The sequence below is a fragment of the Devosia sp. genome, assembly GCF_014860165.1.
In the GTDB taxonomy this organism is placed as follows: Bacteria; Pseudomonadota; Alphaproteobacteria; order Rhizobiales; family Devosiaceae; genus Devosia.
In genome coordinates, this window is the sequence record NZ_JACZKG010000021.1 from 1 (window position 1) to 24,085 (window position 24,085).

Below are 24,085 nucleotides of genomic sequence, written 5' to 3' on the forward strand. Positions count from 1 at the left end.
CGTCCGGCCCGTTCGCGCCGTGGCGGTCCGCGGACCCGGGCCGATGCCGAGGCGGCCGCCGCTGCACCCGTTCCGGCCGCCGAGCCTGCACTCGAAAAGCCAAAGCCGGCTCGGACCAGAACGGGCAAGACGCGGGCGGAGGCAGAAGCCGAGGCTCAGTCGCCATCCCCCGAACGGGGCCAGCAGCGTCCGCCACGCAGTCGCGGCAGGCAGCGGCCCGAGGCCGAGGCAGCCGAGTCGGAAGGCAATGACAGCAACTCGCCTTTTGGTAATGACGGTCCTATCCCGGCGTTTTTGCTGCGGCCAACGCGCGCAGTCAGCTGACTGAACACTATTTGACTGTGCACGCCCGGTTTTTATTGCGGGCGTGTAGTTGTGTTCATTAACGCTGGGACGGTATTTATCAGTGGTGACTCGGCTGCGGACAGAAGCCGCGGCGGAGTCGGCGCAACGAGGCGCGAGGGAAGCAGTGTCCGAACAGGAATTCAAACGCGCGCTCGGTTATGCGAACTCTGCATTTGACCTGCTCAAGCGCAGTGGAATTCCGCCCTATCCCCAGTTCTATGAGCTGCTCTACACCTATTCCACGGGTGTCAATCCGACACTGAACAATCGGATCAACGCCATTTTCCGCAATGGCGATTCGCCGTCGACCAACCTGGCCGAGACGCTCTACAACGAGTTCCTCAAGTCCGACGTGAACGACCGCATGACCAACGTCTCGGAGCGCATGCATGCGCGCATCGAGGCGGTGTATGAGGCGATCGACACCGCGATGACCACGGCGAATGCCTATTCCGGCTCGCTGCAGTCGGCCAGCGGCGACCTGGAGCGGGAAATCTCCGTTCCTGCGATGAAGGAACTGGCGGACCGGCTGCTGGCCGAAACCCGACGCATGCAGGAAACCAATCGCGCGCTCGAACAGAAGCTCGAGGCCTCGCGCGACGACATTGCCTCGCTGCAGCGAGACCTGGACGATGTGCGACGCGAGTCGCTGCTCGATCCGCTGACGAAGATTGCCAACCGCAAGAGCTTCGACGAGGGCATGGAGGGAGCGATCGCCGAGGCCAGCGCGACCAATTCGCCGCTCTGCCTGATGATCATCGATATCGACCACTTCAAGAGTTTCAACGACACCTATGGCCACCAGACTGGCGACCAGGTGTTGCGCCTGGTGGCGATGACGCTGAAATCCAACATCAAGGGCAAGGATTTGGCGGCCCGCTATGGTGGCGAAGAATTCGTCGCCATCCTGCCCTCGACCGACATGGAAGGCGCGGTGATCGTGGCGGAGAATATCCGCCGGGCGATCCAGGCCAAGGAATTGCTGAAGCGCTCGACCAATGAGAAGCTGGGCCGCATCACGGCCTCGTTCGGGGTGGCGGCCTATCAGCCGGGCGATACGCCGGCCATGCTGATCGAGCGCGCGGACCGCTGCCTCTATGCGGCCAAGCATGCCGGCCGCAATCGCGTGATCAGCGAGAGCGAGTTGCTGGCCCTGCAGGCCGTCGCCGAAGCCCAGGGCGTTTCCGCCGCTTAGGCCGGCTGCAACTCCACCCCCAGCCCCTCCAGCATGTCCCAATATTCAGGATAGGTCTTGCCGGTGCAGGCGGGATCCAGAATCACGATGCCGGGAATGCGCAGACCCGCCAGGGCGAAGCTCATGGCGATGCGGTGATCGTGATAGGTTTCGATCTTGATGCGGCTGTTGTGTCCCGCCACCTTGCCCGCAAGATCGGGGTCGGCGGCGACCAGCAGATCATCGCCCTCCTCAGTGCCCAGGCCGGGCAGGATGCGATTGAGTTCGTTGGCGACGGCTCGGATGCGGTCGGTTTCCTTGACGCGCAGATTGGCGATACCGACGAAGCGGACCGGATGGTTGTTGAACGCAGCCAGCACGGCCAGCGTGGGGACCGCATCCTGCATCTGCGAGCCGTCGATGACCGCAGGCATGCTGGGGAATTGCGCAATGATTGCCTGGGCGGCGGCGTCTGGCTGGGTGAAGGCATCAGCGGCGACGCCGAGGTCGATGCGACCACCAGTCAGGACCTCGGCGCCCCAGAGATAGGTGGCGGCGGAGGCATCGGGTTCGATCAGCAGGTCGGTGGCGGTGTAGCCGGTGGGCTGCACCAGCCAGGTGCCGGCATCGAGTTGTTCCACCGAGGCGCCAAAACTGCGCATGGCCGCCAGCGTCAGATCGACATAGCCGCGGGCGCCAATGTCCTTGCCCGACAGGGCTACGGTGATCGGGCCATCGCCCAGCGGCGCGGCCATCAGCAGCGCCGAAACATACTGGCTGGAGAGACCGGCATCGATCTCGACCCGGCCCGAACCGAAGCTGCCGCGGCCGCGAACGGTAACCGGCGGGCAACCGGTGGGGCTGCTGGCGTCGATGCCTAGCGATTGCAGTGCAGCGACCAGGGGGCCGATGGGCCGCAGGCGCATTTCCTCGTCACCGTCGACGATAACCTCACCATCCACCGTTGCCACGGCCGCTGTCAGGAAGCGCGTCGCCGTGCCGGCATTGCCGAGGAACAGCGGTGCCTCGGGCCGCTGCAAACGGCCGGTGCTGGTGACAACGAAGCTGGTGGCGTCCGGCTCGTCCACGGTCACGCCCATCTGTCGCAAGGCGGCGGCCATGAGCACCGTGTCCTTGCTCTTGAGCGCGCCGGTCAGCCGGCTGGTGCCACTGGCGAGCGCTGCCAGCAGCAGGGCGCGGTTGGTGATGGATTTGCTTCCCGGCGGAGAAACGCGGCCGACCAGCGGACGGTTGGGCGGGACAATGGCGAGGGCGGCTGGGAGCGGGCTGGGCATGATGGCGTGGTGTTAGGGCATCACGCCGCGTGATGCAATTGGCCCGCGTTGCCATAACGAACTCTGCGTTCCCTCGGACTTGATCCGAGGGCCATTCGCCGCCTGCACTCTTTTGAAAGCGGCCCTCGGGTCAAGCCCGAGGGAACGCGGCGGATGTTGGGGATGGAGAGCCAGTCATGCCCCTGCCCGCGCCTCGGCGATGGCCTTCAGGTCTGCCGGTTTGAGCTGGACGCTTTCGCCGCAGCCGCATTCGCCGGTCTGGTTGGGGTTCTTGAAGGTGAAGCCCGAACTCATCTTGGACTGTTCGAAATCCATGACCGTGCCGAGCAGGAACATGGTCGCCTTGGGCTCGATATAGACCTCGACGCCCTTGTCCACCACATGGTCGTCGCCCTTGACCGGCTCGGTGACGTAGTCGAGCGTATAGGCCATGCCGGCACAGCCGGCATTCTTGACGCCGACGCGGACGCCGATCACCGGCTTGTCGGAGTCCTCAATGATCTCGTTGATGCGCTCGGCAGCGGCATCGGTCAGCGACATGATCTTGAAGGCCATGGGCAACTTTCTATCGGCGTTTCACGATATATAGGACGAAACGCGTGAGATTACCACCAGTTCAAGGCGACCTGAGCCTCTTCGCTCATGCGCGAAGCATCCCACGGAGGATCGAAGACCATGTTGACCGTCACATCCTGCACGCCTTCGACGGCGCGGGCGGCATTCTCCACCCAGCCGGGCATTTCGCCGGCCACCGGGCAACCCGGGGCGGTCAGCGTCATGTCGATGGTCAGGTTCCTGTCATCATCGAGATCGACCTTGTAGATCAGGCCGAGCTCATAGATGTCGACCGGGATTTCCGGGTCATAGACGGTCTTGAGCGCGCCGATCAGGTCGGATGTGATGCGCTCCACCTCAGCCTCCGGCAGGCCGCCGCCGACATTGGGTGTAATGCGCGGCTCGGGAAGAGCAGGCGCCGGGGCGATCTTGGATTCGTCGATTTCGAGTTCGTCGGTCATCATAGTCCCCGCTTACGCGAAAAATTTCTGGGCACGTTCAATGCCATCCACCAGCGCGTCGACGTCGTCCTTGCCGTTATATAGGGCGAAGGAGGCGCGGCAGGTAGAGGTGACACCAAAGCGTTTGAGGAGCGGCATGGCGCAATGCGTCCCGGCACGCACGGCAATGCCGTAGCGGTCGAGAATAGTCGAGACGTCATGGGCGTGGGCGCCCTTGAGCTCGAAGGAGAAGATGCCGCCCTTGCCCGGCGCCGTGCCGATCAGGCGCAGGGAATTGATGCGGCTGAGGCGCTCAAGGGCATATTGGGCGACGTCGTGCTCATGGGCGGCGATGGCGTCACGACCGAGTTCGTTCATGTAGTTTAGCGCCGCGCCCAGCCCGATGGCCTGGACGATTGGGGGCGTTCCCGCCTCGAAACGGTGCGGCGGTTCGTTATAGGTGACCGTCTCCATGGTCACCACGTCGATCATTTCGCCGCCGCCCTGATAGGGCTGCATTTCGGCCAGCAGGTCGTATTTGCCGTAGAGCACGCCGATGCCGGTGGGCCCATAGAGCTTGTGGCCAGTCATGACGTAAAAATCGGCATCGAGGTCCTGCACGTCGACGCTGGTGTGGACGGCGCCCTGGCTGCCATCGATCAGTACGGGGATACCGCGGGCATGGGCGATCTCGATGACCTGCTTGATTGGCGTCACCGTGCCCAGCACGTTGCTCATATGGGTAACCGCAACCATACGGGTTCGATCGGTCAGCGTGGCCGCGAAGGCGTCGAGATCGAAGCTGCCATCGTCGCCCACATCGACCCACTTGATCACCGCGCCCTTGCGCTCGCGGTGGAAATGCCAGGGCACGATGTTGGAGTGGTGCTCCATGATGGAGAGGACAATTTCGTCGCCCTCACCAATGCGCGGGCCGGCAAAGGACGACGCGACGAGGTTGATCGCCTCGGTGGCCGAGCGGGTGAAGATGATCTCTTCCGGACGGGCAGCATTGAGGAAGGCCTGCGCCGCATGCCGGCCGCCCTCATAGGCTTCGGTGGCCCGATTGGCGAGCGTGTGCAGGCCGCGGTGCACATTGGCATATTCGTGCCGGAAGGCATGATCCATGCGATCGAGCACCTGCAACGGCTTCTGCGCCGATGCGCCGCTATCGAGATAGACCAGCCGGTTCCCGTGGATGACCTCGGAGAGGATCGGGAAATCGGCACGGACTTTGGCTAGGTCGAAGGTCATGTTCAATTCCGTTCTTCACCTCTCCCTTTGGGGGAGAGGTCGACCCGCCTTCGGGTCGGGTGAGTGGGCCTTCCTCAAGCACCTCACCCAGTAAAGACCCCCTCACCCGGCGCTGCGCGCCGACCTCTCCCCCAAAGGGAGAGGTGAAGAGACATAGCCCCTACTTGCCGCCCAGCAGCCATCCGTCGATGACCCCATGCAGGGCCTCTGCGAGCGCCGCGTCCTCGATCGAATCGACGAGTTCTTCCAGGAAGCCGCGCACCAGCATGGTCTCGGCTTCCTCCTGCGGAATGCCGCGGCTCATCAGGTAGAACAGGCTGTCTTCGTCCAGCTTGCCGCAGGTCGAACCATGGCCGCAGACGACGTCGTCGGCATAGATTTCCAGCTCGGGCTTGGAGAGGATTTCCGCCTCGTCCGACAGCATCAGACCCTGATGCATGAACTTGGCATCGGTCTTCTGTGCATCCCGGGCCACCACCAGCTTGCCCTGCACCACGGCCTTGCCGCGGCCACGCGCAATCGACTTGAACAGCGGCTGCGACGACGTGCCGGGTACGGCATGGGTCGCGTCCATGGTGATATCGGCATGCTGGCCATCGGAGACCAGGTTAAGGCCCGTGATGTCGCCATGGGCACCAGCGCCCTCGTAGCGGGGGAACAGTTGCGTGCGGCTCAGCCCGGCGCCGGCATGGATAACCAGCGTGCGGAGCTTCGCGCCCTCGCCGACATGATACTCGTTGGTGGCAAAGTGGCTGGTCGCGCGGAAGGACAGGTCCACAGTGATGTGGGTGACGACCGCATTCTTGCCGAGTGCGATATAGGTGGCGTGATTGCCGACATGGGCGGCGTCGGAACCAGAAAAGGTCTCGAGGATGATGGCAGAGGCGCCGTCAGCGACGTAGATCTTGAGCGAATCCGCAACATGGGCCGCCTCACCCTCGGTGCGACGGTCGATCTGGATCACCGGGTCGACGCTGCTTTCCAGCGTCAGGGTCAGGCTTTCCTTGGCGAGGGCGCCGTTGAGATGCACCAGCACGTCGTCGCGGGTGCTGAGCGCGCTGCCAGCGGCCTTGCCGACGATAATGCCGGCCGGGGCGGTCGAGGCGGACTGGATCACGCCATTGGCGATCATCAGCTGATAGGCGCCCGGAACGCGCAAAGCCGGGGCGCTGGCCTCATTGGCGGCCTTGGCCAGCGGCGGGATGGTCCGCAGCAGGGTCTTGAGATCGGTGTAGTGATAGCTCTCGACGCGACGCGTCGGCAGGCCGGCCACGGTAATGCGCTCGGCGTCGGCATGGGCGCCGACGCTCTTGAGCTGGGCGATCAGTGTATCTTCGGCGGCTCCGAGCCGGACTGGCATGGTCTGGCGCATGGGTCAGGCCGCCGTCGCGTCGAAGTCGGCATAGCCCTTGGCTTCGAGTTGGAGCGCCAGGTCCTTGTCGCCGCTCTCGACGATCCGGCCGTCGCTGAACACATGCACCACGTCGGGCACGATGTGGTTGAGCAGGCGCTGATAGTGGGTGATGACCAGCATGGAGCGGTTTTCGGCCCGCAGCGCATTGACGCCACGCGAGACCACCTGGAGGGCATCGATATCGAGCCCGGAATCGGTCTCGTCGAGCACGCAGAGCGCCGGCTTGAGCAAGGCCATCTGCAGGATTTCCGCACGCTTCTTCTCGCCGCCGGAGAACCCGACATTGAGCGGGCGCTTGAGCATATCGCTGTCGATATTGAGCTGGGCGCCGGCCTCCTTGACCGCGCGCATGAAGTCCGGGGTCGTCATCTCGACCTCGCCGCGCGCCTTGCGCTGGGCGTTCATGGCGGCCTTGAGGAAGGTCATGGTCGCCACGCCGGGGATTTCGATGGGGTACTGGAAGGCGAGGAAAATACCTGCCACAGCGCGCTCGGACGGCTCCATGTCGAGGATATCGACACCATTGAGCAGGATCTCGCCCTCGGTGATCTCGTAGTCTTCCTTGCCGGCCAGCACATAGCTCAGGGTCGACTTGCCGGAACCGTTGCGGCCCATGATGGCATGAACCTGGCCGGCTGGAATGGTGAGGTTCACGCCCTTGAGGATTTCACGCTCTTCGATGCGGGCATGCAGGTTACGGATTTCAAGGATGGGGGTAGTCATTTTCTTTTACCTTCTTCAGTCGACGCGGCCTGATGGCCATCGCGCAGGACTGGGTCCATTTCGATCTACGCCTGGGCCTTGCCCGGCTTGCTCAATTCAATGCTCTCATGGCCGCCAGACTTGCGATGATGGACCCGCAGCAGCCCTTCTTCGGGCAACTCGACCACATTGGTCTCGGTCTGATTGGCGACGCAGATGTATTTCAGTGGCTCGGAGCCGGTATTGGTCAGCTGATGGGCCCATTCCGCCCGGCCGGCGGGCGCTCCCAGGACGTCTCCGACGGTGACGCTCCTGGTGGTATCACCAAACCGATATGTACCCTCGCCCGAGAGGAGGACGATGATCTCATCCTCCAGGTAGTGCACGTGGAATGGGAACGCAGACTCGCCCGGACGCACCTCGAAATAGCTCGCCCCCAACATGGTGAGCCCCATGGCCCGGGAAAAGTTGGCTCCATCGGAGCCAATTCCTGGCGCCCTGTCCTGCCGCCTAAGCTCCAGCCGGTCCAGGGCAACGACCGGTTCGATTGCCTGCCCGGTCATCCGACAGAGCCTTCGAGGCTGATCGCGATCAGCTTCTGGGTTTCGACCATGAACTCCATCGGCAGGTGCTGCAGCACGTCGCGGACGAAGCCGTTGACGATCAGCGCCACGGCGTCCTCTTCGGAAAGGCCGCGCTGCTGGCAGTAGAACATCTGGTCGTCGGAAATCTTGGACGTGGTGGCCTCGTGCTCGAACACGGCCGTGCCGTTGCGGCTCTCGATATAGGGCACGGTGTGGGCCCCGCATTTGTCGCCGATCAGCAGGCTGTCGCACTGGGTGAAGTTGCGGGCGTTCTTGGCCTTGGCATGCGCCGAGACCTGGCCGCGATAGGTATTGTCCGAGAAGCCGGCAGCGATGCCCTTGGCGATGATGCGGCTGGACGTGTTCTTGCCCAGATGCAGCATCTTGGTGCCGCTGTCGACCTGCTGGTGCCCGTTCGAAATGGCGATGGAATAGAACTCGCCGCGCGAACCGTCGCCGCGCAGGATGCAGCTGGGATATTTCCAGGTGATGGCCGAGCCGGTTTCCACCTGGGTCCAGGAAATCTTGGAGTTGGCGCCACGGCAATCGCCACGCTTGGTGACGAAATTGTAGATGCCGCCCTTGCCGTCCTTGTCACCTGGATACCAGTTCTGGACGGTGGAATACTTGATCTCGGCATTGTCGAGGGCGACCAGTTCCACCACGGCAGCGTGCAGCTGGCTTTCGTCGCGCATCGGCGCCGTGCAGCCTTCGAGATAGCTCACATAGCTATCGGCTTCGGCGATGATCAGCGTGCGCTCAAACTGGCCAGTCTTCTTCTCGTTGATGCGGAAATAGGTCGACAGCTCCATCGGGCAGCGGACGCCCTTGGGGATGTAGACGAACGAGCCGTCGGTGAAGACCGCCGAGTTCAATGTGGCATAGTAGTTGTCCGAAACCGGCACCACCGAAGCCAGGTACTTCTGCACCAATTCAGGGTATTCGCGGATGGCTTCGGAGATCGAGCAGAAGATGATGCCGACCTTGGCCAATTCCTCGCGGAAGGTCGTGACGACCGAGACGGAGTCCATCACCGCATCGACAGCCACGTTCGGGCGCTCGACGCCGGCCAGGATTTCGCGCTCGCGCAGCGGCACGCCGAGCTTGTCGTACATGGCAATCAACGCAGGATCGACTTCGTCCAGGCTCTTGGGCGCCGGCGACGATTTGGGCGCCGCATAATAGTACATGTCCTGCAGGTCGATCTGCGGATAATGCACCTTGGCCCAGGTCGGCTCGGTCATGGTCAGGAAGCGGGCATAGGCTTCCAGGCGCCAGTCCAGCATCCATTGCGGCTCGTTCTTCTTGGCCGAGATGAAGCGGACGGTATCCTCACTCAGGCCCTTGGGGGCCATGTCGGATTCGATATCTGTCTCGAAGCCGTACTTGTATTTGTCCACGTCGAGCGAGCGCACCGAGTCAACGGTGGCGCGATCGATGTTTTCCTTGAGCGTCGGGATATCGGCGTAGTCGGCCATGATTGGCTTCTCCTATTTGCCCGGTGGCGATTCAAGGTCGCCGCGAGCGGTATAAGGTCGTGACGGCTTACGCCGCCTGCCCCTGGCGCGCCCGATGGCGCTCAAGGATCGTTTGGTAACCGGCAACGAACGCATTGACGTCGTCCACCGTCGAATTCCAGCCCAGGCTGACGCGCAGGGCGCATTCGGCCAGTTCGGGCGCGACGCCCATCGCTGCCAGCACATGGCTGGGTCCGACCTTGCCGGACGAACAGGCTGAGCCCGACGACACCGAGAGGCCCATCAGATCCAGCCCCATCATCGCCGTGGCATTCTTGATGCCGGGCACCGCGAAATTGGTCACATTGCCCAGGCGGTTGGCGCCGAACACCACCAGGCCCGGAATGGCCGATCCGAGGTCGGCTTCGAGCCGATTGATCAGCCGGGCCGGATCGGCAGCGCGATATCTGGCTTCGATGGCCGCCGCCGCCGCGCCAAAGGCTGCGATCAGCGCCGCCGCTTCGGTGCCGCCGCGCCGGCCCTGCTCTTGCCCGCCGCCGGGAATGAGCCGAACGGTATCGGCATGGGCCTTGACCAAGAGGGCGCCAATGCCCGCGGGCGCGCCAATCTTGTGGCCACTCACAGCCATCATATCGGGAGCTGAGGCGGCAAAATCCAGCTCGAGCTTGCCGAATGCCTGTACGGCGTCGATGAACAGCGTGTGGCGGGTCGGGCCAACCAGGGCGTTGATCCGGGCGATGTCCTGCACCACTCCGGTCTCGTTGTTCACCCAATGCAGGGCCACCAGCAGGTTGCCCTCGGCCCCGGCAATCACGGACGCCAGTTGATCCAGGTCAATTCCACCATCGGGCAGAAGCCCTATGGTGATGATGGGAAGTCCGGTCGCCTCGGCGGCCTTGCCGACCGCCGCGTGCTCACCGGCGCTGATAACTACGGCCGTGGACGCGAAGGCCTTCGCGCCGCCGACAATGGCTTGGGTGATCGCCTCGGTCGCCGAGCCGGTGAACACCACCTGCTTGCGCTCGGCGCCCGCGAGGGCTGCCACCTGGCTGCGGGCGGTATCGATGAGATTACGCAATGCGCGGCCATGGCCGTGCACCGATGAAGCATTGCCGGTCAGATCGAGCGCAGCAACCAGCGCCGCCCGCGCTTCCGGCAGAAGCGGGGACGCGGCATTATGATCAAGATAGATCGCCGGTCTGGTCATCGGTTTCCCGTGTGGCGCATGCGCGCCGGTCATGTATTCCATGCAGGAGCCGGAGCGCTCACGCGGCTGTCGACTCAAACACTTCTTGAAATTTGCTGCCCAACTTCATTACAAGGGGCGCTCTTGCAGGCCGTATGGCGGCCTTAAACCGAGTTTCGAACAATTCTAAACTGATTTTGCGACCCATGTTTTAGGCAGCGGAGCGGCCTTAGTCAAGCCGCAACGCCGTCGCACGGAGCCTCGCAAAACCGCACCAACAGAGCCGAACGGCCGGAAGAACAAGACCATGCCAGAAGTGATCTTCAACGGGCCCGAAGGGCGTCTCGAAGGCCGGTACCAGCCGGGCAAAGAGCCCAACGCGCCTATAGCGATCGTGCTGCATCCACATCCGCAGTTCGGCGGAACGATGAACAATCAGATCGTCTACAATCTCTTCTACATGTTCGCCGAGCGCGGCTTTGCCGTGCTGCGCTTCAACTCGCGCGGCGTCGGCCGCAGCCAGGGCATGTTCGACCACGGCATTGGCGAATTGAGCGATGCCGCCGCTGCGCTCGATTGGCTGCAGGTCATCAACCGCGAGTCGCGCGGCTGCTGGATCGCCGGCTTTTCGTTTGGCGCGTGGATCGGCATGCAACTGCTGATGCGTCGCCCCGAGGTCGAGGGCTTCATCTCGGTGGCCCCGCCGGAAAACCTCTACGATTTCTCGTTCCTGGCCCCCTGCCCGTCTTCGGGCCTGATCATCCATGGCGACAAGGATCGCGTGGCGCCGCCCACCTCGGTGCAGAAGCTGGTCGACAAGCTCAAGACGCAGAAGGGCATCGTCATCGAGCAGCAGATCGTGGAAGGCGCCAACCACTTCTTCGAAGGCAAGATCGACGAACTGACCACCCGCTCGGCCGATTATCTCGACCGTCGCCGGCAGGAGATCGCCGCCGGCGGCGGGCGCTAGTTTCGGGCGTATTCGCGCGATCGCTTCAAACCCACGGAGTCATTCCGGCGCAGGCGGGAACCTCTGTTTCTCTATCGAGCCCAGTCAAACGGAGATTCCCGCCTGCGCGGGAATGACCCGGTGGGTGGGCGGCATTCAGGGATCGCACCCGATGACCAAGTTCAAATCCGATTTCCTGCGCGTCCTCGACGAGCGCGGCTTCATCCACCAGATTTCCGATCCCGAAGGGCTCGATGCCCTGGCCCTCAAAGGGCCGATCTCGGGCTATGTCGGCTATGACGCCACGGCGACCTCGATCCATATCGGCAATCTGATCACCGTCACCATGCTCTACTGGCTGCAGGAAACTGGCCACAAGGCGATCAGCCTGATGGGCGGCGGCACTTCCATGGTCGGCGACCCCTCGTTCCGCGACGACCAGCGCAAGCTGCTGACGGTTGAGCAGATCCAGACCAACATCGACTCCATCCAGCGCGTCTACGGCAATATCCTCAACTATGGCGGCTCCAACCCGGCCATCATGGTCAACAATGCCGATTGGCTGCTCAAGCTGAACTATGTCGAATTCCTGCGCGATGTCGGCCGGCACTTCTCGGTCAATCGCATGCTGAGCTTCGACTCGGTCAAGCTCCGGCTCGACCGCGAGCAGTCGCTGAGCTTCCTCGAATTCAACTACATGATCATGCAGGGCTATGACTTCGTGGAGCTCAACCGGCGCTATGGCACGGTGCTGCAGATGGGCGGCTCTGACCAGTGGGGCAACATCATCAATGGTGTCGACCTCAGCCACCGCATGGGTGGGCCGCAGCTCTACGCGCTGACCACGCCGCTGCTGACCAAGTCATCCGGCGAGAAAATGGGCAAGTCGGCCTCCGGCGCTGTCTGGCTCAATGGCGACCTCTTCAGCCCCTATGATTTCTGGCAGTATTTCCGCAACACGGAAGACGCCGACGTCGTCAAGTTCCTCAAGATCTTCACCCGCCTGCCGATTTCGGAGATCGAAAAGCTGGGCGCGCTTGGCGGAAATGAAATCAACGAGGCCAAGAAGGTGCTGGCCACGGAAGTCACCGCCATCGTGCATGGAAGGGACGCTGCGATCCAGGCGGCGGCGACCGCTGCCAATACGTTCGAAGCCGGCGGCATCGATCTGTCGCTGCCGACGGCAACGGTATCGCATGCCGAGTTGGCCAATGGTCTTGGCATCCTGGCGGCCCTGGTCACGGCCGGGCTGGCCGCCTCGAACGGCGAGGCGCGCCGCCATATCCAGTCGGGTGCGGTTCGCGTCAACGACGCTCTCATCGATGACGACAAGCTCAGCATCGGCGACAATGCCCTGCTCAGCGAGGGCGTGATCAAACTCTCGGTCGGCAAGAAGCGCCACGCTCTGATCAAGCCGGTCTGAGGCTCACATCCTCCATCCACCACCGGGTCATTCCCGCGAAGGCGGGAATCTCGGTTTGCTTGACTATCGCAAACGGGGATCCCTGCCTTCGCGGGGATGGCACCGGGGGAGAGCGATGCGGCGTTGGGATCGCCTTATTGCGCCGGGGCCGGCGGCTGCTCCTTGGCACGGAACTCGAACAGCTCGCGGAAGGCCCCTGGCACCAGCATCGACAGCGGGTTGATGCGGAATTGCGGATTGTCCAGCGGCCCCTGCACCGCAAAGGTCACGCCGACCAGCCCCTCGCCCTCGCGGCCACCGAGCAATGGCCCCAGGATCGGAATCTGCTGGAAGGCGTTGTTCAGCCCGAATAACGGCACATAGGTCCCCGTCAAATCCCATTGCCGACGATCGGTGTAGATGAAGCCCCGCGCAGTACCGCCGACGGTGTCGCCGGTCAGCATGGCATTGGTGACCTCGACGCGGTCCGAACGGCGCTGGAACTCCACCTGGGCAACGTCGAAGTCGAGCCGGTTCTGCTGCGCGATGGCGGCGCGGGAGTCGGAATGATTGCCCAGGATCTGCGCCACGTTGGCCTCATCGACAATGGCGAAATCGCGCATCACCAGTTGCCCGGCTTCCGAGTCGATATCCCGGTCGGTCGTCAGCACGAGGCTGCCCGAGCCGCCAGCAAGCTGGGAATAGACCCCAAGCAGGCGCAGGATGGTGCCGGCGTCGTTGAAGGCGACCGACAGCGTGCGCCCGTTCGGTGCGGGGTTGGTCGTCACAGAGAGGGCATTGCCGTCGCTGAACTGCGCCGTCAGATTGGCGCGCCGCATGTCGCCACCGGTCAGCAGCAGGTCGAGGTCCAGGTTGAAGGCCGTGGTGGCGTAATAGCCAATCGCCCGATCGAGCTTCACGTCGAGCGCGATGGTCTGGTCGAACTGTGTCGCCTGCACGCCACCGGCGCCCTCGCCCAGCCCGAAGAACTGGCGCAGCATGGGCTTGAGGTCGAGCTGGCTGCCGCTGATGCGCACGGCATAGCCGCCCTGCATCGGCGCCAGGTCGAGCTGGGCATCATCGCCCTCGCTCAAACCAAAACGGCTGAAGCTGGCGGCCTGCAAGCCATTGGTGGCGTGATAGGTGATGTCGCCAATGGCGCGGACCGTGCCAAAGGACAGGTCGATATTGTTGAGCTGGGTGATCTCGCCCGACGGCGTGATGATGGCGCTGAGTGTGCCCGATGTGCCGGCCGCCTTGCTGATGCCGATATCCTTGATGTTGAGCGCCGCCTCCTTGAGGTCCACCGCCATCTGCAGTGAACCGTCGGCAAGAGGCTTGGCCACGAAGCGAACGCGCCCGGAGAGGAATTCGGAGGCATCAAAGCCCATCCTGGCCAGGTCCGCCACGTCGATGGTCGAGGACAGGCGGAAGGCCGGTTCAGTGGTCGGCGTGCCTGAGATTTCGACTTCGGCGGGCATTCCGTCGATATCGGCGGTGCCGCCGAGCTGATAGCCGTCCTGGTTGGCGCTGAAGGCCAATTGGCCATTGCCGATGCTGCGATTCTGGATCGGCTGCGCGCTGGCGAAATCGGCGACCGTGCCATTGACGACATAGTCGATGTCCATCGGCCGGCCGCTCGCCTCGTCGGCGAGGTTGATGGTGGCAACCAGTCCCAGATCGACGGCGCCGGTGATCGATTCAAGATCGACCGGCAACTGCACGGCCGTCAGGGCGTCGGGCTGCTGGGTCCTGGCAAGATCGAGCAGCGCCGGAATCGGTGCGGAAATATCGCCCGATATCTCGATAATGCTCTCATCGGGGTTGGAATTGTCCATCACCAGGGCCGGATTGGCGACCTGGATTTCTCCACCCCCGGTCGCCAGCTTGCCGCCGCCGGCCGAGATGATGACGTTGCTGTCGTCCACCTGCAGCCGGGTCTCTCCATCGATGGCGATCGGGTCCATCTGCGCCGTCGGCTTGATGGCAACGCCCGAGCCAATCATGTCGATCTGCATGCTGTCCTTGGGGATGGGCTTGTCCTCGTTGCCCAGCCCCAGGCTGCCGACGGGGAACTTGAACTCCATGCGCGAGCGGACCACCGTGCCCTCGGTGACGTTGGCGACGAACCAGTCCCGACTGTCGCCGCCCATGACATAGGGCCATAGGCGCTTGAGGTCGTCGGCGCTGACCCCCTGCCCGGCCAATGTCATATCGATGCCGAGACCGGCCTGCAGCATGTCGATGCGGCCGGTCGTTTCCACGGTGGCGTCGCCCTTGCGGGCCAGGAAGCGGTCTATGCCCAGGGCGCCGTACAGGGGCGCGGACCAACCGGAGAATTCCATGCTTTCGAACGGCTCGGCCGGTGCTGCCATATCGTTGGGGTGGATGACCACGTCGCGGGCGCTGAGGGCAATGCCGATGGTGGGGCCGAATTTGGGGTCGAGGCCCATGGCGAAGGTGCCCGAGACACGGGCTGAACTCTGCCCGATCTGCAGCGCACCGTCGCCCAGGGTGAACTGGCCCGCTGCCGGATTCCATGTGATATCGAGGATCGAGCTGGCGATGGGGAAATAGGCGTCGGCGATGCGCAGGTCGAGCCCGGTGAGGTCGATCTTGAACCGGCCATCGACCAGCTTGCCGCCCGCCGGCTCAAAGTTGACGTCGATCGAGAGCGCCCCCGCTCCCCGCATGGCGGCGAGGCTGGTGGCATCGTCGATGAAGGGCAGCAGCGCCGCGAAATCGATATTGGTGACGTCCGCCTCGAGCCGGGAATTGCCTGCATCATCGACGGTACGCGACAGGTTGCCGGTCATGGTGCGACCGCCCAGCGTCGCCGAGAACCGGCCATTGGTATTGCGGCGGTCGGGTGTCGGGCCGATTTCGAGGTTGATGGCCTCGAAGCGCCGGAACAGGCCATAGACCGTGTCGCTCATGTCGACGATGCCGTCACGGATGACGAGCTTGGAAAACCGCCCCTGCGCCGCCTGTTCGACGATGTCGGCTATGCCCTGCTCGCTGGCCTCCAGGTTATAGATCAGCCAGTCATTGTCCGAGCGCATCGCCGGGGGCTCACCGGTGCCGGCGATGCCAATGCCGCTGGTGGAGATCGCGACGGTGGGAAAGGCGTCCTGTCCCTCCTGCACCCGCAAAACCGGTGGACCGCCCTCGGGATCGTCGAGCAACTCGAAGCTGGTAATGCGCGGCCCGAACAGGTCCTGCACCATCTGGATGTGCGGCCGGACGATCGTCACCGTGGCGCCGGGCTGGCCGAACAGGGCGCGCGCGGGCGAGAAGCCGACTTCGAGCGCATCCATCGCCACCCGTGCGCCTGACTTGCCATCGGTCAGCAGTACCGGGGCGAACTGGATGACCGGCCACACGCCGCCCTCCAGCGCCAGGTTCATTTCACCCAGTTCGAGGCGGGAGGTCGGCGGCAGGGCCGATTGGATCAGGGAGCGGACGGCCTGCCCGCCGAATGGCAGGCGGATGGGGGTAACCAGCAGCACGAGGTAGAGCAGCAGCAGCAGGACCGAGGGAATACCCAGCACCCAGACGGCCAGCTTTGCCGCGTGGCGCGCGGGAGGTCGCTTGCGCTGCGCCGAGGGCGAAACCGGAGTGTCTGCGGGTAGGGTTGACGCGCTCACTTGCTTCCAGAACGAGGCTCTGCCGCTATCTGCCGGCACCTCAAGAATCAACCGCAGAAGGCGGTCTCTTGCCCAATGATACCGGCTGGAATATGGCACTGACACCCACATTATGGTGCACTGGGACTGTTCAACGGAGCGTTATGCATGCCGGAACTGAGCGAAGGCGATATCGCCCCCGATTTCACCCTGCCTCTCGATGATGGCAGCACGTTCCAGCTATCGGCCCAGCGGGGCAAGCCTGTGGTGCTCTATTTCTACCCGGAAGACGATTCCGGCGGCTGCGTTGACGAGAACCGGGAGTTCTCGGACCGGGCCTCCGCATTCGCCGCCCTGGGCGCCAGGATGGTGGGGATTTCTCCTGATAGCGTCGAGAGCCACGTCAAGTTCCGCAAGAAATACGGCCTTGTCGCGCCGCTGGCTGCCGATCCGGAGCACCAGGCCATCGAGGCGTTCGGTTTGTGGAAACTCAAGAAGCTCTATGGCCGTGAATTCATGGGGCTGATCCGGACCTCCTTCATCATCGATGCCGATGGCAGGGTGGCGCGCATCATTCGCGCCACGCGCATCCTCGGTCATGCCCAGAAAATGCTGGAAGCGCTTGAGGCGCATGTGGCTGGCGCGCCCCACAAATAGCCTTTGTTAACCACAACCGGTCATACTCTGCTCACCATATTTGTGGCGTTGCGGGGTATGTTGGGTGCGTAACCAGGCCAGTTTCGGACGGTCCGACAGCGGACCGCAGCAAGCCAGGGCTTCCCGCCACGGCATTCCCCCGGCACTCTTCTACGGCATGTTCGCGGTGCTGCTGGCCGGCAATGCCCTGCTGGTCACCGCGTTCCTCCTGTCATCAGATATTGCCCGCCTGCTCAGCGGCCAGAACGAGCAGGTCATCGAGGCCTATGAAAACCGCATCGCGCAGCTGCGCGTCGAGGTCGATCGCCTGCACTCGCGCAGCTATGCGCAGGCGGGCGACATCAACCTGCAATTGCAGGAGCTGGCGCAGCAGCAGGAAGTGCTGCTGGAACAGCACCAGCTGGTGCGTGTGCTGGTCGACAAGGCCGGTGAACTGGGCATCGAGGCCGCCGCGCTGGCCACACCGGCAGCCGGAGACGTGGCTCTCGCCCCCCTCGCCTCGGGCAATCCCGACATCGACGCCACCGCCGCCGCAGTGGCGCAGATGATGGGCGAAACCGAGTTCGCCATGACTTCCATTGCCGAAACGGCGTCGGAGCGCACGGCCAGCATCGTCGCCGAACTGGGCGACCTCGGTATCGAGGTTGACCTGCCCGAAGGCCTGGACGGCGTGGGCGGACCGCTGCTGGCGCCCCTGGAAGGCGGCGATGCTTCACCCATGATCAACGACGCCAACGCAGTCATGGCGGCCCTGGTCCGCTACAAGGCGGCGCGGGACAGCATCGAGGGCGCTCCCATCCACATGCCGGTATCGGGCAATTTCCGCCAGAGCTCGGGTTTCGGCAACCGCAGCGACCCATTCACCGGCGGGCGGGCCTTCCATTCCGGACTCGATTTCGCGGCGCCCAAGGGCACTACGGTGCTGAGCGCCGGCAAGGGAATCGTCAGCTTTGTCGGCACCAAATCGGGCTATGGCAACGTGGTCGAGGTGACCCACGCCAATGGCCTGATCACGCGCTATGCCCATCTGTCGGGGTTCCTCAGTGAGGAAGGCCAGGCTGTCAATACCGGCACGCCGATCGCAAAGGTTGGCTCCACCGGCCGCTCCACCGGCCCGCACCTCCACTTCGAGGTGCGCAAGGCCGATAGTGCCATCAATCCCAAGGCGTTCATCGAGGCCGGCAAGCGCCTGCTGGCGCTTCTCGGTTAGTCCTCGGCCGTCACATCCGTTGCCACGCCCACGCGCTGGGCCAGGGCCGCTTCCATGAACTCGTCGAGGTCGCCATCCAGTACCACCGAGGGCTGGCCGCTTTCGACGCCGGTGCGCAGGTCCTTGACCATCTGGTAGGGCTGCAGCACGTAGCTGCGGATCTGGTGGCCCCAGCCGATATCGGTCTTGCTGGCCGCCTGGGCGTTGGCCGCCTCCTCGCGCTTCTGCAATTCGGCCTCGTAGAGACGCGACTTGAGCATGGCCATGGCCGTAGCGCGGTTCTTGTGCTGGCTGCGCTCCTGCTGGCAGGCCACGATGATGCCTGACGGAATATGGGTGATGCGGATGGCGGAGTCCGTCGTATTGACGTGCTGCCCGCCGGCACCGGAGGCGCGATAGGTGTCGACCTTGAGGTCCGCTTCGCGGATTTCGATGTCGATCGAGTCGTCGACGACAGGGTAGACCCAGCAGCTGGAAAAGCTGGTATGCCGCCGCGCCGCCGAATCGTAGGGGCTGATGCGGACCAGTCGGTGCACGCCGCTCTCGGTCTTGAGCCAGCCATAGGCATTGTGCCCGGAAACCTGAATCGTGGCCGATTTGATGCCGGCTTCTTCGCCGTCATGCATTTCGAGCACCTGGACCTTCATCTTCCGCCGTTCCGCCCAGCGGGTGTACATCCGCAGCAGCATGTTGGCCCAGTCCTGGCTCTCGGTGCCGCCCGCGCCGGAGTGGATTTCCACATAGCAGTCATTGGCGTCGACTTCGCCCGACAGCAGGGTCTCGATCTGGCGCCGCTTGGCCACGGCCTTGAGTTCGATCAGCGCGTTTTCCGCATCCTTGACGATCTCGGCATCGCCTTCAGCTTCGCCCATCTCGATCAGTTCGACATTGTCGCGAATGCCGGTTTCGAGCTCGCGCACGGCCTTGACGGCCACGTCGAGTTCGTCGCGCTCGCGCATCTTGGCGCGGGCCTTTTCGGGGTCGTTCCAGAAATCGGGAGATTCGGTCTCGGCGGTCAGCGCGTCGAGGCGCAGTTCAGCAGTATCCCAGTCAAAGATGCCTCCTCAGCAGGGTCAGAACCTGCTCGATTTCGGCGACGGTCTTTTCGATTTCCGTACGCATTGGTCAATTCCTTCAGAGTGGCGTCCCGTTTAGCGGAGGCGGCGGCAGGGATCAACCTCGGCCTGCCACGCTTTCAGACACGCCGGCTCTTCTCGAACTTACGCAGGGCGGTGTCCCGCTTGAGCCGCGATATGCGGGCGAGGAAGAACACGCCGTTCATCTGGTCGATCTCGTGCTGCGCCACCCGCGCCACGAAGTCTTCGAACCGCGCGGTTTCCCTGATGCCATCGGCATTGTCATAGGCGATTTCGACCCAGGTCGCGCGCTCGACCGGCACTTCGATGCCGGGCAGCGATACCGAGCCTTCCGGGCCGACACTGCTGTTGCCCGAAGCCAGTACAACCTCCGGATTGTACAGCACGCGATAGTCGCGCTGGGTCGGGTCGCTGGTCACGCTGATCACCACCAAGGGCTGATCGAGGCCGAGATGGGCTGCCGCCAGCCCATAGGCCTGCACACTTCGTGCTGCCTCCAGCAGGCGCTCGCCCGCCGCGAGCATCACCCCATCGACGGGCCGTGGCGCTGCCTTCCGCACCAGGGCCACATGTGGGTAGGTCACGAAATCGGCCACTAGAAGAGGCCGCCGCGCCCCGGGCTAACCCACTGGCCGGTATTGGGGTCGTAGACGAGCTGGTTGCCGATGCTCTCGGTCGGCGCCTGCGGGGTCACAAAGCCGGAGTTGTACTGCTGCTGCATCATTTGCTGGCGCTGGAGGGCGTCGAAGGCATTGACGTCGACGCCGATCACCGAGGTCATCAGGTTCGGCCCCGTGCCGGGCTTGAACGCTTCCCGGATGCCGGCCTCGCCCTCGAAGGCCTGAACGCCGGAATTGGGGTTGATCCAGGCCGTGCTCATGCCCGGCGGCACGTTGAACGGGGTCGCCGGCTTGCCTTCGAGCGCCTTGGCCATGAATTCGGTGAAGATGGGCACGGCGAAAGTGCCGCCGGTGACCGAGCTGCCCATCGAGCGCGGCTGGTCGTAGCCGACATAGACGCCAACGGCGAGTTCAGGTGTGAAGCCGACGAACCAGGCATCCTTGTAGTCGTTGGTGGTGCCGGTCTTGCCGGCGACGGGGCGATTGAGCACTTTTGCGGCCGTGCCGGTGCCGCGCTGCACCACGCCTTCCATCATCGAGGTGATCTGATAGGCGGTCATCGGGTCGAGAACCTGCTCCCGGTTGTCGACGATGAGTGGCTCGCCCTGCCCGGTCCATTCAGTGGCCTTGCAGCCCTGGCACAGGCGCTGGTCGTGCTTGTAGACCGTGACGCCATAGCGATCCTGCACCCGGTCGATCAGCGTCGGCACGATCTTGCGGCCACCATTGGCGATGGTGGCATAGGCGGCAGTCATCCGCATGTCGGTGGTTTCGCCGGCGCCCAGCGCCATCGCCAGTACCGGCTGCATGGTGTCATAGACACCAAACAGGCGGGCATATTCGGCCACTAGTGGCATGCCGATATCCCTGGCCAGGCGCACCGTCATTACGTTACGGCTGCGTTCGATGCCGCGCCGCAGCGTCTGCGGGCCATAGAACTCCTGCGCATAGTTTTCCGGCCGCCAGATGGAGCCGTCGCCATTGCGGATTTCGACCGGCGCATCGAGCACCACCGAGGCTGGCGTATAGCCATTGTCGAGCGCGGCGGCATAGACGATGGGCTTGAACGACGAGCCGGGCTGGCGCAGGGCCTGCGTGGCGCGGTTGAACTCGCTCATGGCGTAGGAGAAGCCACCGACCATGGCCAGCACACGCCCGGTGCGCGGGTCCATCGCCACCAGGGCACCTTCGATCTCGGGCACCTGCTCGAGCGTATAGATGCCAGTCTTCCCCGCCACAGGGGAGACATAGACCACATCCCCTACCTTAAGGATTTCCTGCAATGGCTTGGAAACCCACTTGATCTCCGGCCCCGACAGTGTCCCCACGACGCGGTCGTCGGCAACAGCGCCATCGGCGAGCCCATCCGGCCGCAGGCCGATGCGTGCTTCGTTGCCGCTCATCTCCAGCACGACAGCCAGCTGCCATTCCGGTACGTCGCTCAAGGGCACGATCTTTGCGACATCGAGCCCCCAATCCTCGCCGATCTCGATGCTGGCCACCGGCTCGCGGAACCCCTTGCCGTGGTCATAGGCGATCAGGCCGTTCATCAGCGCGCGACGCGCATATTCCTGCAGCTTGGGCTCAAGGGTGGTGCGGACGGAAAGACCGCCGCCATAGAGCTGGTCCTCGCCATAGAGCTTGGCCAGTTCGCGGCGGACTTCCTCGGTGAAGTACTCGGCGGAATAGAGTTGGCTGCCACCGGCGCGGGGAATGACGTTGAGCGGCTCGTCCTTGGCGATCGAGCCCTCTTCCAGCGTCACATAGCCATTCTCGACCATGCGATCGATCACCCAGTTGCGACGCTCGATGGCGGCCTGCGGGCGGCGGAAGGGGTGGTAGTTGTTGGGACCCTTGGGCAGCGCCGCGATATAGGCCGCCTCGCTCAGCGTGAGCTGGTACAGCGCCTTGTCGAAGTAGTTCAGCGCCGCGGCCGCAACCCCATAGGAGTTGAGGCCGAGGAATATCTCGTTGAGATAAAGCTCGAGGATGCGGTCCTTGGAAAAGGTCGACTCGATCCTGACCGCAAGCAGCGCCTCCTGCAGCTTGCGGTCCCAGGTCTGTTCGGAGGTGAGCAGGAAGTTCTTGGCGACCTGCTGGGTGATAGACGAGCCGCCGCCCTGGATGGAACTGTCGCCGTCCATGCGCGCCAGCAGATTGTCGCGCACGGCGCGGAAGACGCCATCGATGGCGATGCCGCCATGCGAGTAGAAATCCTTGTCTTCGGCCGAGAGAAACGCCTGCACCAGCAATGGCGGCACGGTTTCGATCGGCTGGAACAGCCGGCGTTCCCTGGCGAACTCGGCCAGCAGCGTGCCATCGGCAGCGTGCACCCGGGTGGTCACCGGCGGCTGGTAATCCTTGAGTACGGTATAGTCGGGCAGCGCAGCGGCAACCGTGGTGAGGTAGACCGCGGCCACGCCGATGCCGGCCAGCGCCGCAAACATCCCAAAGCCAAAGATCCAGCCGAGCAAGCGCAGCATCTAGTCATTCTCTCCCGAGCGGGTCGCCGCCCGTCTATTCACGCCTCTCGGCGCCTTGCCTGACTGCGCCGGATTCAGTGCAGAATCATAGCAGAGGGCCTGCCGAAAGTAGATCACAAGCCCGCCATCCCGCGGTCGACCTGCGGACAGGTTCCGGCCGCGTGACGGAATTGTCACATCACTCCTCGGGCGCGAGGCCGTCGAAATAGGCCGAGACCCCGCGTGCCAGGGCGTCCGCCGTGCGGTCCTGCCACTCGCCCTGCAGCAGGTTGGCCATGTCGGAGGCATTGGAAAGAAAGCCCAGTTCCAGCAGCACCGAAGGCACATCAGGCGCCTGCAGCACGAAGAAATCTGCTTGCCGCACGGGGAAGCGCCTGAGTTCGACGCTGGGTTGCAGCTGGTGCACGATAGCCTGGGCGGCCATGAAGGACTGGTGGCGCATCTCGCGCCGCATCAGGTCGAGCAGAATGTCGACGACTTCAGGCGCCATCTGCGGCATGGCAAAGCCCGCGATGATATCGGTCTTGTTCTCGTTATCGGCCAACACCTTGTCGAGTACATCGGTCGCATTCTCGTCGCGTGTGTAGACGCTGGCGCCGCGTATCTCGGACTGCTGGAAGCTGTCGGCATGCACAGAGATGAACAGGTCCGCCTTGTTGGTCCGGGCCAGGGCTACGCGTTCCTCAAGCCGCAGGAAGGTGTCGTCCTCGCGGGTCAGCGCCACGTCGAAGCGGCCGGACGCGACCAGCAGTTCCTGGAGCCGGAGGGCGAAAGCGAGGACGATGTCCTTTTCCTTGATCCCGTCGGCCGTTTCGGCACCGCTATCGATGCCGCCGTGGCCGGGGTCGATGACCACCAGGGGCCGCGTGGCGATGGGCAGTTCCGAACCGCCAGCGGGTGTAGGCGTGGCCGGCGGCGGTGTCGCCGAGCCCGACGCCGCCAGGTCCTTGGCAACATTGGCGGCGAATTCCTCCGCAGTGGCGGGAATGACGTCGACGACCAGGCGGGCCGGCTGCCCCTCGAACGGGTCGAGCATATAGGCCTGCTGCACCTGGGCCGGCGCCGACAGGGTCAGCGTGGTGCGAACCCGGTCTGGAGCGGCCTGCTCCACCAGATATTCTGCGACCATGCCCTCGCCGGCCGGCTTGCCTGACGGTTCGGGTACAGAAAAGGTCGCGGCGCGCACGTCGATCGCCAACCGGTCCGGTTCACTCAGCGAAACGAGGGCGAACTCGGTCTTGGCAGCGAGGTCGATCACCAGCCGCGCGCGCTCGGGCGTCGCCGAGACGCGGACATCCATGACATTGGGCAGGGCCACCGTCGCAGCGGCGGCAGGGGCCGCCACGGGCGTGCTGTCCTGCGCCTGCGGCATCGCCGACAGTACTGCTGCACCAAGCAACGCCACCAGCAGCGACAGGATAAAAAGACGGGTGGTTTTCAACAAGCGCAGAAGGCCCCGATATCTCGCACGTGCCGTGTGTCACCAGGTTCTGGCGATTCTGCGGCGCAACGGCTCTTATGCGATGATTTGCTGGCCGGGCCAATAAACCTGCGGTGAATTGGCTTGCCGCTGCCGGTTCTGACTTTCCTGTTGCCAATCGGTCGCAACATCCC

The 24,085-nt window shown here is 63.8% G+C and carries 19 protein-coding genes and 1 pseudogene; 6 read left to right on the forward strand and 14 right to left on the reverse strand.

Translation table 11 applies throughout. The features are described from left to right. Nucleotides 1-324: pseudogene (locus tag IH615_RS05390) on the forward strand (hypothetical protein); the annotation flags it as partial. A gap of 145 nt (nt 325-469) precedes the next feature. Continuing rightward, nucleotides 470-1,540 (forward strand): GGDEF domain-containing protein, encoded by a 1,071-nt coding sequence (locus IH615_RS05395; protein ID WP_291360440.1) that lies wholly within the window; start codon nt 470-472, stop codon nt 1,538-1,540. On the opposite strand, the gene aroA is transcribed toward IH615_RS05395, so the two are convergent. The 9 genes from aroA to IH615_RS05440 all read right to left on the reverse strand — a co-directional run bounded on the left by aroA (nt 1,537) and on the right by IH615_RS05440 (nt 10,448). Beyond that, nucleotides 1,537-2,814 (reverse strand): 3-phosphoshikimate 1-carboxyvinyltransferase, encoded by a 1,278-nt coding sequence (gene aroA, locus IH615_RS05400; RefSeq protein ID WP_291360442.1) that lies wholly within the window; start codon nt 2,812-2,814, stop codon nt 1,537-1,539. The genes IH615_RS05395 and aroA overlap by 4 nt on opposite strands. A gap of 174 nt (nt 2,815-2,988) precedes the next feature. Further along, entirely contained in the window at nt 2,989-3,369 is a 381-nt protein-coding gene (locus IH615_RS05405; RefSeq protein ID WP_291360444.1) for an iron-sulfur cluster assembly accessory protein, read from the reverse strand. Between the two features lie 50 nt (nt 3,370-3,419). Continuing rightward, on the reverse strand, nt 3,420-3,830 hold the full coding sequence (locus IH615_RS05410) for an SUF system Fe-S cluster assembly protein (protein WP_291360446.1): 411 nt from the start codon (nt 3,828-3,830) through the stop codon (nt 3,420-3,422). A 12-nt stretch (nt 3,831-3,842) separates the two neighbouring features. Further along, nucleotides 3,843-5,063 (reverse strand): cysteine desulfurase, encoded by a 1,221-nt coding sequence (locus IH615_RS05415; RefSeq protein WP_291360448.1) that lies wholly within the window; start codon nt 5,061-5,063, stop codon nt 3,843-3,845. A gap of 160 nt (nt 5,064-5,223) precedes the next feature. Next, nucleotides 5,224-6,435 carry a Fe-S cluster assembly protein SufD gene (sufD, locus tag IH615_RS05420; RefSeq protein ID WP_291360449.1) on the reverse strand — a complete coding sequence of 404 codons (1,212 nt, stop codon included), beginning with the start codon at nt 6,433-6,435 and terminating at the stop codon, nt 5,224-5,226. A 3-nt stretch (nt 6,436-6,438) separates the two neighbouring features. Continuing rightward, a complete protein-coding gene (sufC, locus tag IH615_RS05425) occupies nt 6,439-7,188 on the reverse strand; it encodes a Fe-S cluster assembly ATPase SufC (RefSeq protein WP_291360512.1) in 750 nt (249 codons plus the stop codon). A 77-nt stretch (nt 7,189-7,265) separates the two neighbouring features. Continuing rightward, complete coding sequence (locus IH615_RS05430) at nt 7,266-7,742, reverse strand: cupin domain-containing protein (protein WP_291360450.1); 477 nt, start codon at nt 7,740-7,742, stop codon at nt 7,266-7,268. Continuing rightward, nucleotides 7,739-9,241, reverse strand: coding sequence for a Fe-S cluster assembly protein SufB (gene sufB, locus IH615_RS05435; RefSeq protein WP_291360451.1), 1,503 nt, complete (start codon nt 9,239-9,241; stop codon nt 7,739-7,741). Before sufB ends, IH615_RS05430 begins: the two co-directional genes overlap by 4 nt. A gap of 67 nt (nt 9,242-9,308) precedes the next feature. Next, complete coding sequence (locus IH615_RS05440; RefSeq protein WP_291360453.1) at nt 9,309-10,448, reverse strand: aminotransferase class V-fold PLP-dependent enzyme; 1,140 nt, start codon at nt 10,446-10,448, stop codon at nt 9,309-9,311. 286 nt (nt 10,449-10,734) lie between these two features. Here IH615_RS05440 and IH615_RS05445 point away from each other — a divergent pair, with 286 nt between their 5' ends. After that, nucleotides 10,735-11,397, forward strand: a complete 663-nt coding sequence (locus IH615_RS05445) for an alpha/beta hydrolase (RefSeq protein ID WP_291360454.1) — start codon at nt 10,735-10,737, stop codon at nt 11,395-11,397. Between the two features lie 151 nt (nt 11,398-11,548). Next, complete coding sequence (gene tyrS, locus IH615_RS05450; protein WP_291360456.1) at nt 11,549-12,799, forward strand: tyrosine--tRNA ligase; 1,251 nt, start codon at nt 11,549-11,551, stop codon at nt 12,797-12,799. A gap of 134 nt (nt 12,800-12,933) precedes the next feature. Here the strand turns inward: tyrS and IH615_RS05455 are convergent, their stop codons facing one another. Beyond that, nucleotides 12,934-16,425: an AsmA-like C-terminal domain-containing protein gene (locus IH615_RS05455; RefSeq protein WP_291360458.1), complete on the reverse strand. Its 3,492-nt coding sequence runs from the start codon at nt 16,423-16,425 to the stop codon at nt 12,934-12,936. A 147-nt stretch (nt 16,426-16,572) separates the two neighbouring features. On the opposite strand from IH615_RS05455, the gene IH615_RS05460 reads away from it, so the two are divergent. Together IH615_RS05460 and IH615_RS05465 are read left to right on the forward strand one after the other, a co-directional pair. Beyond that, a complete protein-coding gene (locus tag IH615_RS05460; protein ID WP_291360459.1) occupies nt 16,573-17,061 on the forward strand; it encodes a peroxiredoxin in 489 nt (162 codons plus the stop codon). 64 nt (nt 17,062-17,125) lie between these two features. Beyond that, the gene (locus tag IH615_RS05465; RefSeq protein WP_291360461.1) at nt 17,126-18,271 is read left to right on the forward strand and encodes a M23 family metallopeptidase; all 1,146 of its coding nucleotides are present in this window, start codon (nt 17,126-17,128) and stop codon (nt 18,269-18,271) included. Here IH615_RS05465 and prfB read toward each other — a convergent pair. The 4 genes from prfB to IH615_RS05485 all read right to left on the reverse strand — a co-directional run bounded on the left by prfB (nt 18,268) and on the right by IH615_RS05485 (nt 23,915). Then, nucleotides 18,268-19,393 (reverse strand): peptide chain release factor 2 gene (gene prfB, locus IH615_RS05470; RefSeq protein ID WP_291360462.1). Its coding sequence is split into 2 segments (ribosomal slippage): nt 18,268-19,323 and nt 19,325-19,393, totalling 1,125 coding nucleotides; the frame shifts between segments, so codons are not numbered across the junction. The two genes, IH615_RS05465 and prfB, sit on opposite strands and share 4 nt — an antisense overlap. A 73-nt stretch (nt 19,394-19,466) precedes the next feature. Beyond that, the gene (locus IH615_RS05475; protein ID WP_291360463.1) at nt 19,467-19,952 is read right to left on the reverse strand and encodes a peptide deformylase; all 486 of its coding nucleotides are present in this window, start codon (nt 19,950-19,952) and stop codon (nt 19,467-19,469) included. An 11-nt stretch (nt 19,953-19,963) separates the two neighbouring features. After that, on the reverse strand, nt 19,964-22,471 hold the full coding sequence (locus IH615_RS05480) for a penicillin-binding protein 1A (protein WP_291360464.1): 2,508 nt from the start codon (nt 22,469-22,471) through the stop codon (nt 19,964-19,966). A 178-nt stretch (nt 22,472-22,649) separates the two neighbouring features. Next, nucleotides 22,650-23,915 carry an N-acetylmuramoyl-L-alanine amidase gene (locus tag IH615_RS05485; RefSeq protein ID WP_291360466.1) on the reverse strand — a complete coding sequence of 422 codons (1,266 nt, stop codon included), beginning with the start codon at nt 23,913-23,915 and terminating at the stop codon, nt 22,650-22,652. Nucleotides 23,916-24,085: the final 170 nt, after the last annotated feature.

Coding starts and splice junctions, on each gene's coding strand:
- IH615_RS05460 (WP_291360459.1), top strand. CDS start 16,573: ATGCCGGAACTGAGCGAAGGCGATATCGCCCCCGATTTCACCCTGCCT.
- tyrS (WP_291360456.1), top strand. CDS start 11,549: ATGACCAAGTTCAAATCCGATTTCCTGCGCGTCCTCGACGAGCGCGGC.
- aroA (WP_291360442.1), bottom strand. CDS start 2,814: ATGCCCAGCCCGCTCCCAGCCGCCCTCGCCATTGTCCCGCCCAACCGT.
- IH615_RS05410 (WP_291360446.1), bottom strand. CDS start 3,830: ATGACCGACGAACTCGAAATCGACGAATCCAAGATCGCCCCGGCGCCT.
- IH615_RS05415 (WP_291360448.1), bottom strand. CDS start 5,063: ATGACCTTCGACCTAGCCAAAGTCCGTGCCGATTTCCCGATCCTCTCC.
- sufB (WP_291360451.1), bottom strand. CDS start 9,241: ATGGCCGACTACGCCGATATCCCGACGCTCAAGGAAAACATCGATCGC.
- sufD (WP_291360449.1), bottom strand. CDS start 6,435: ATGCGCCAGACCATGCCAGTCCGGCTCGGAGCCGCCGAAGATACACTG.
- IH615_RS05440 (WP_291360453.1), bottom strand. CDS start 10,448: ATGACCAGACCGGCGATCTATCTTGATCATAATGCCGCGTCCCCGCTT.
- IH615_RS05480 (WP_291360464.1), bottom strand. CDS start 22,471: ATGCTGCGCTTGCTCGGCTGGATCTTTGGCTTTGGGATGTTTGCGGCG.
- IH615_RS05445 (WP_291360454.1), top strand. CDS start 10,735: ATGCCAGAAGTGATCTTCAACGGGCCCGAAGGGCGTCTCGAAGGCCGG.
- IH615_RS05405 (WP_291360444.1), bottom strand. CDS start 3,369: ATGGCCTTCAAGATCATGTCGCTGACCGATGCCGCTGCCGAGCGCATC.
- IH615_RS05430 (WP_291360450.1), bottom strand. CDS start 7,742: ATGACCGGGCAGGCAATCGAACCGGTCGTTGCCCTGGACCGGCTGGAG.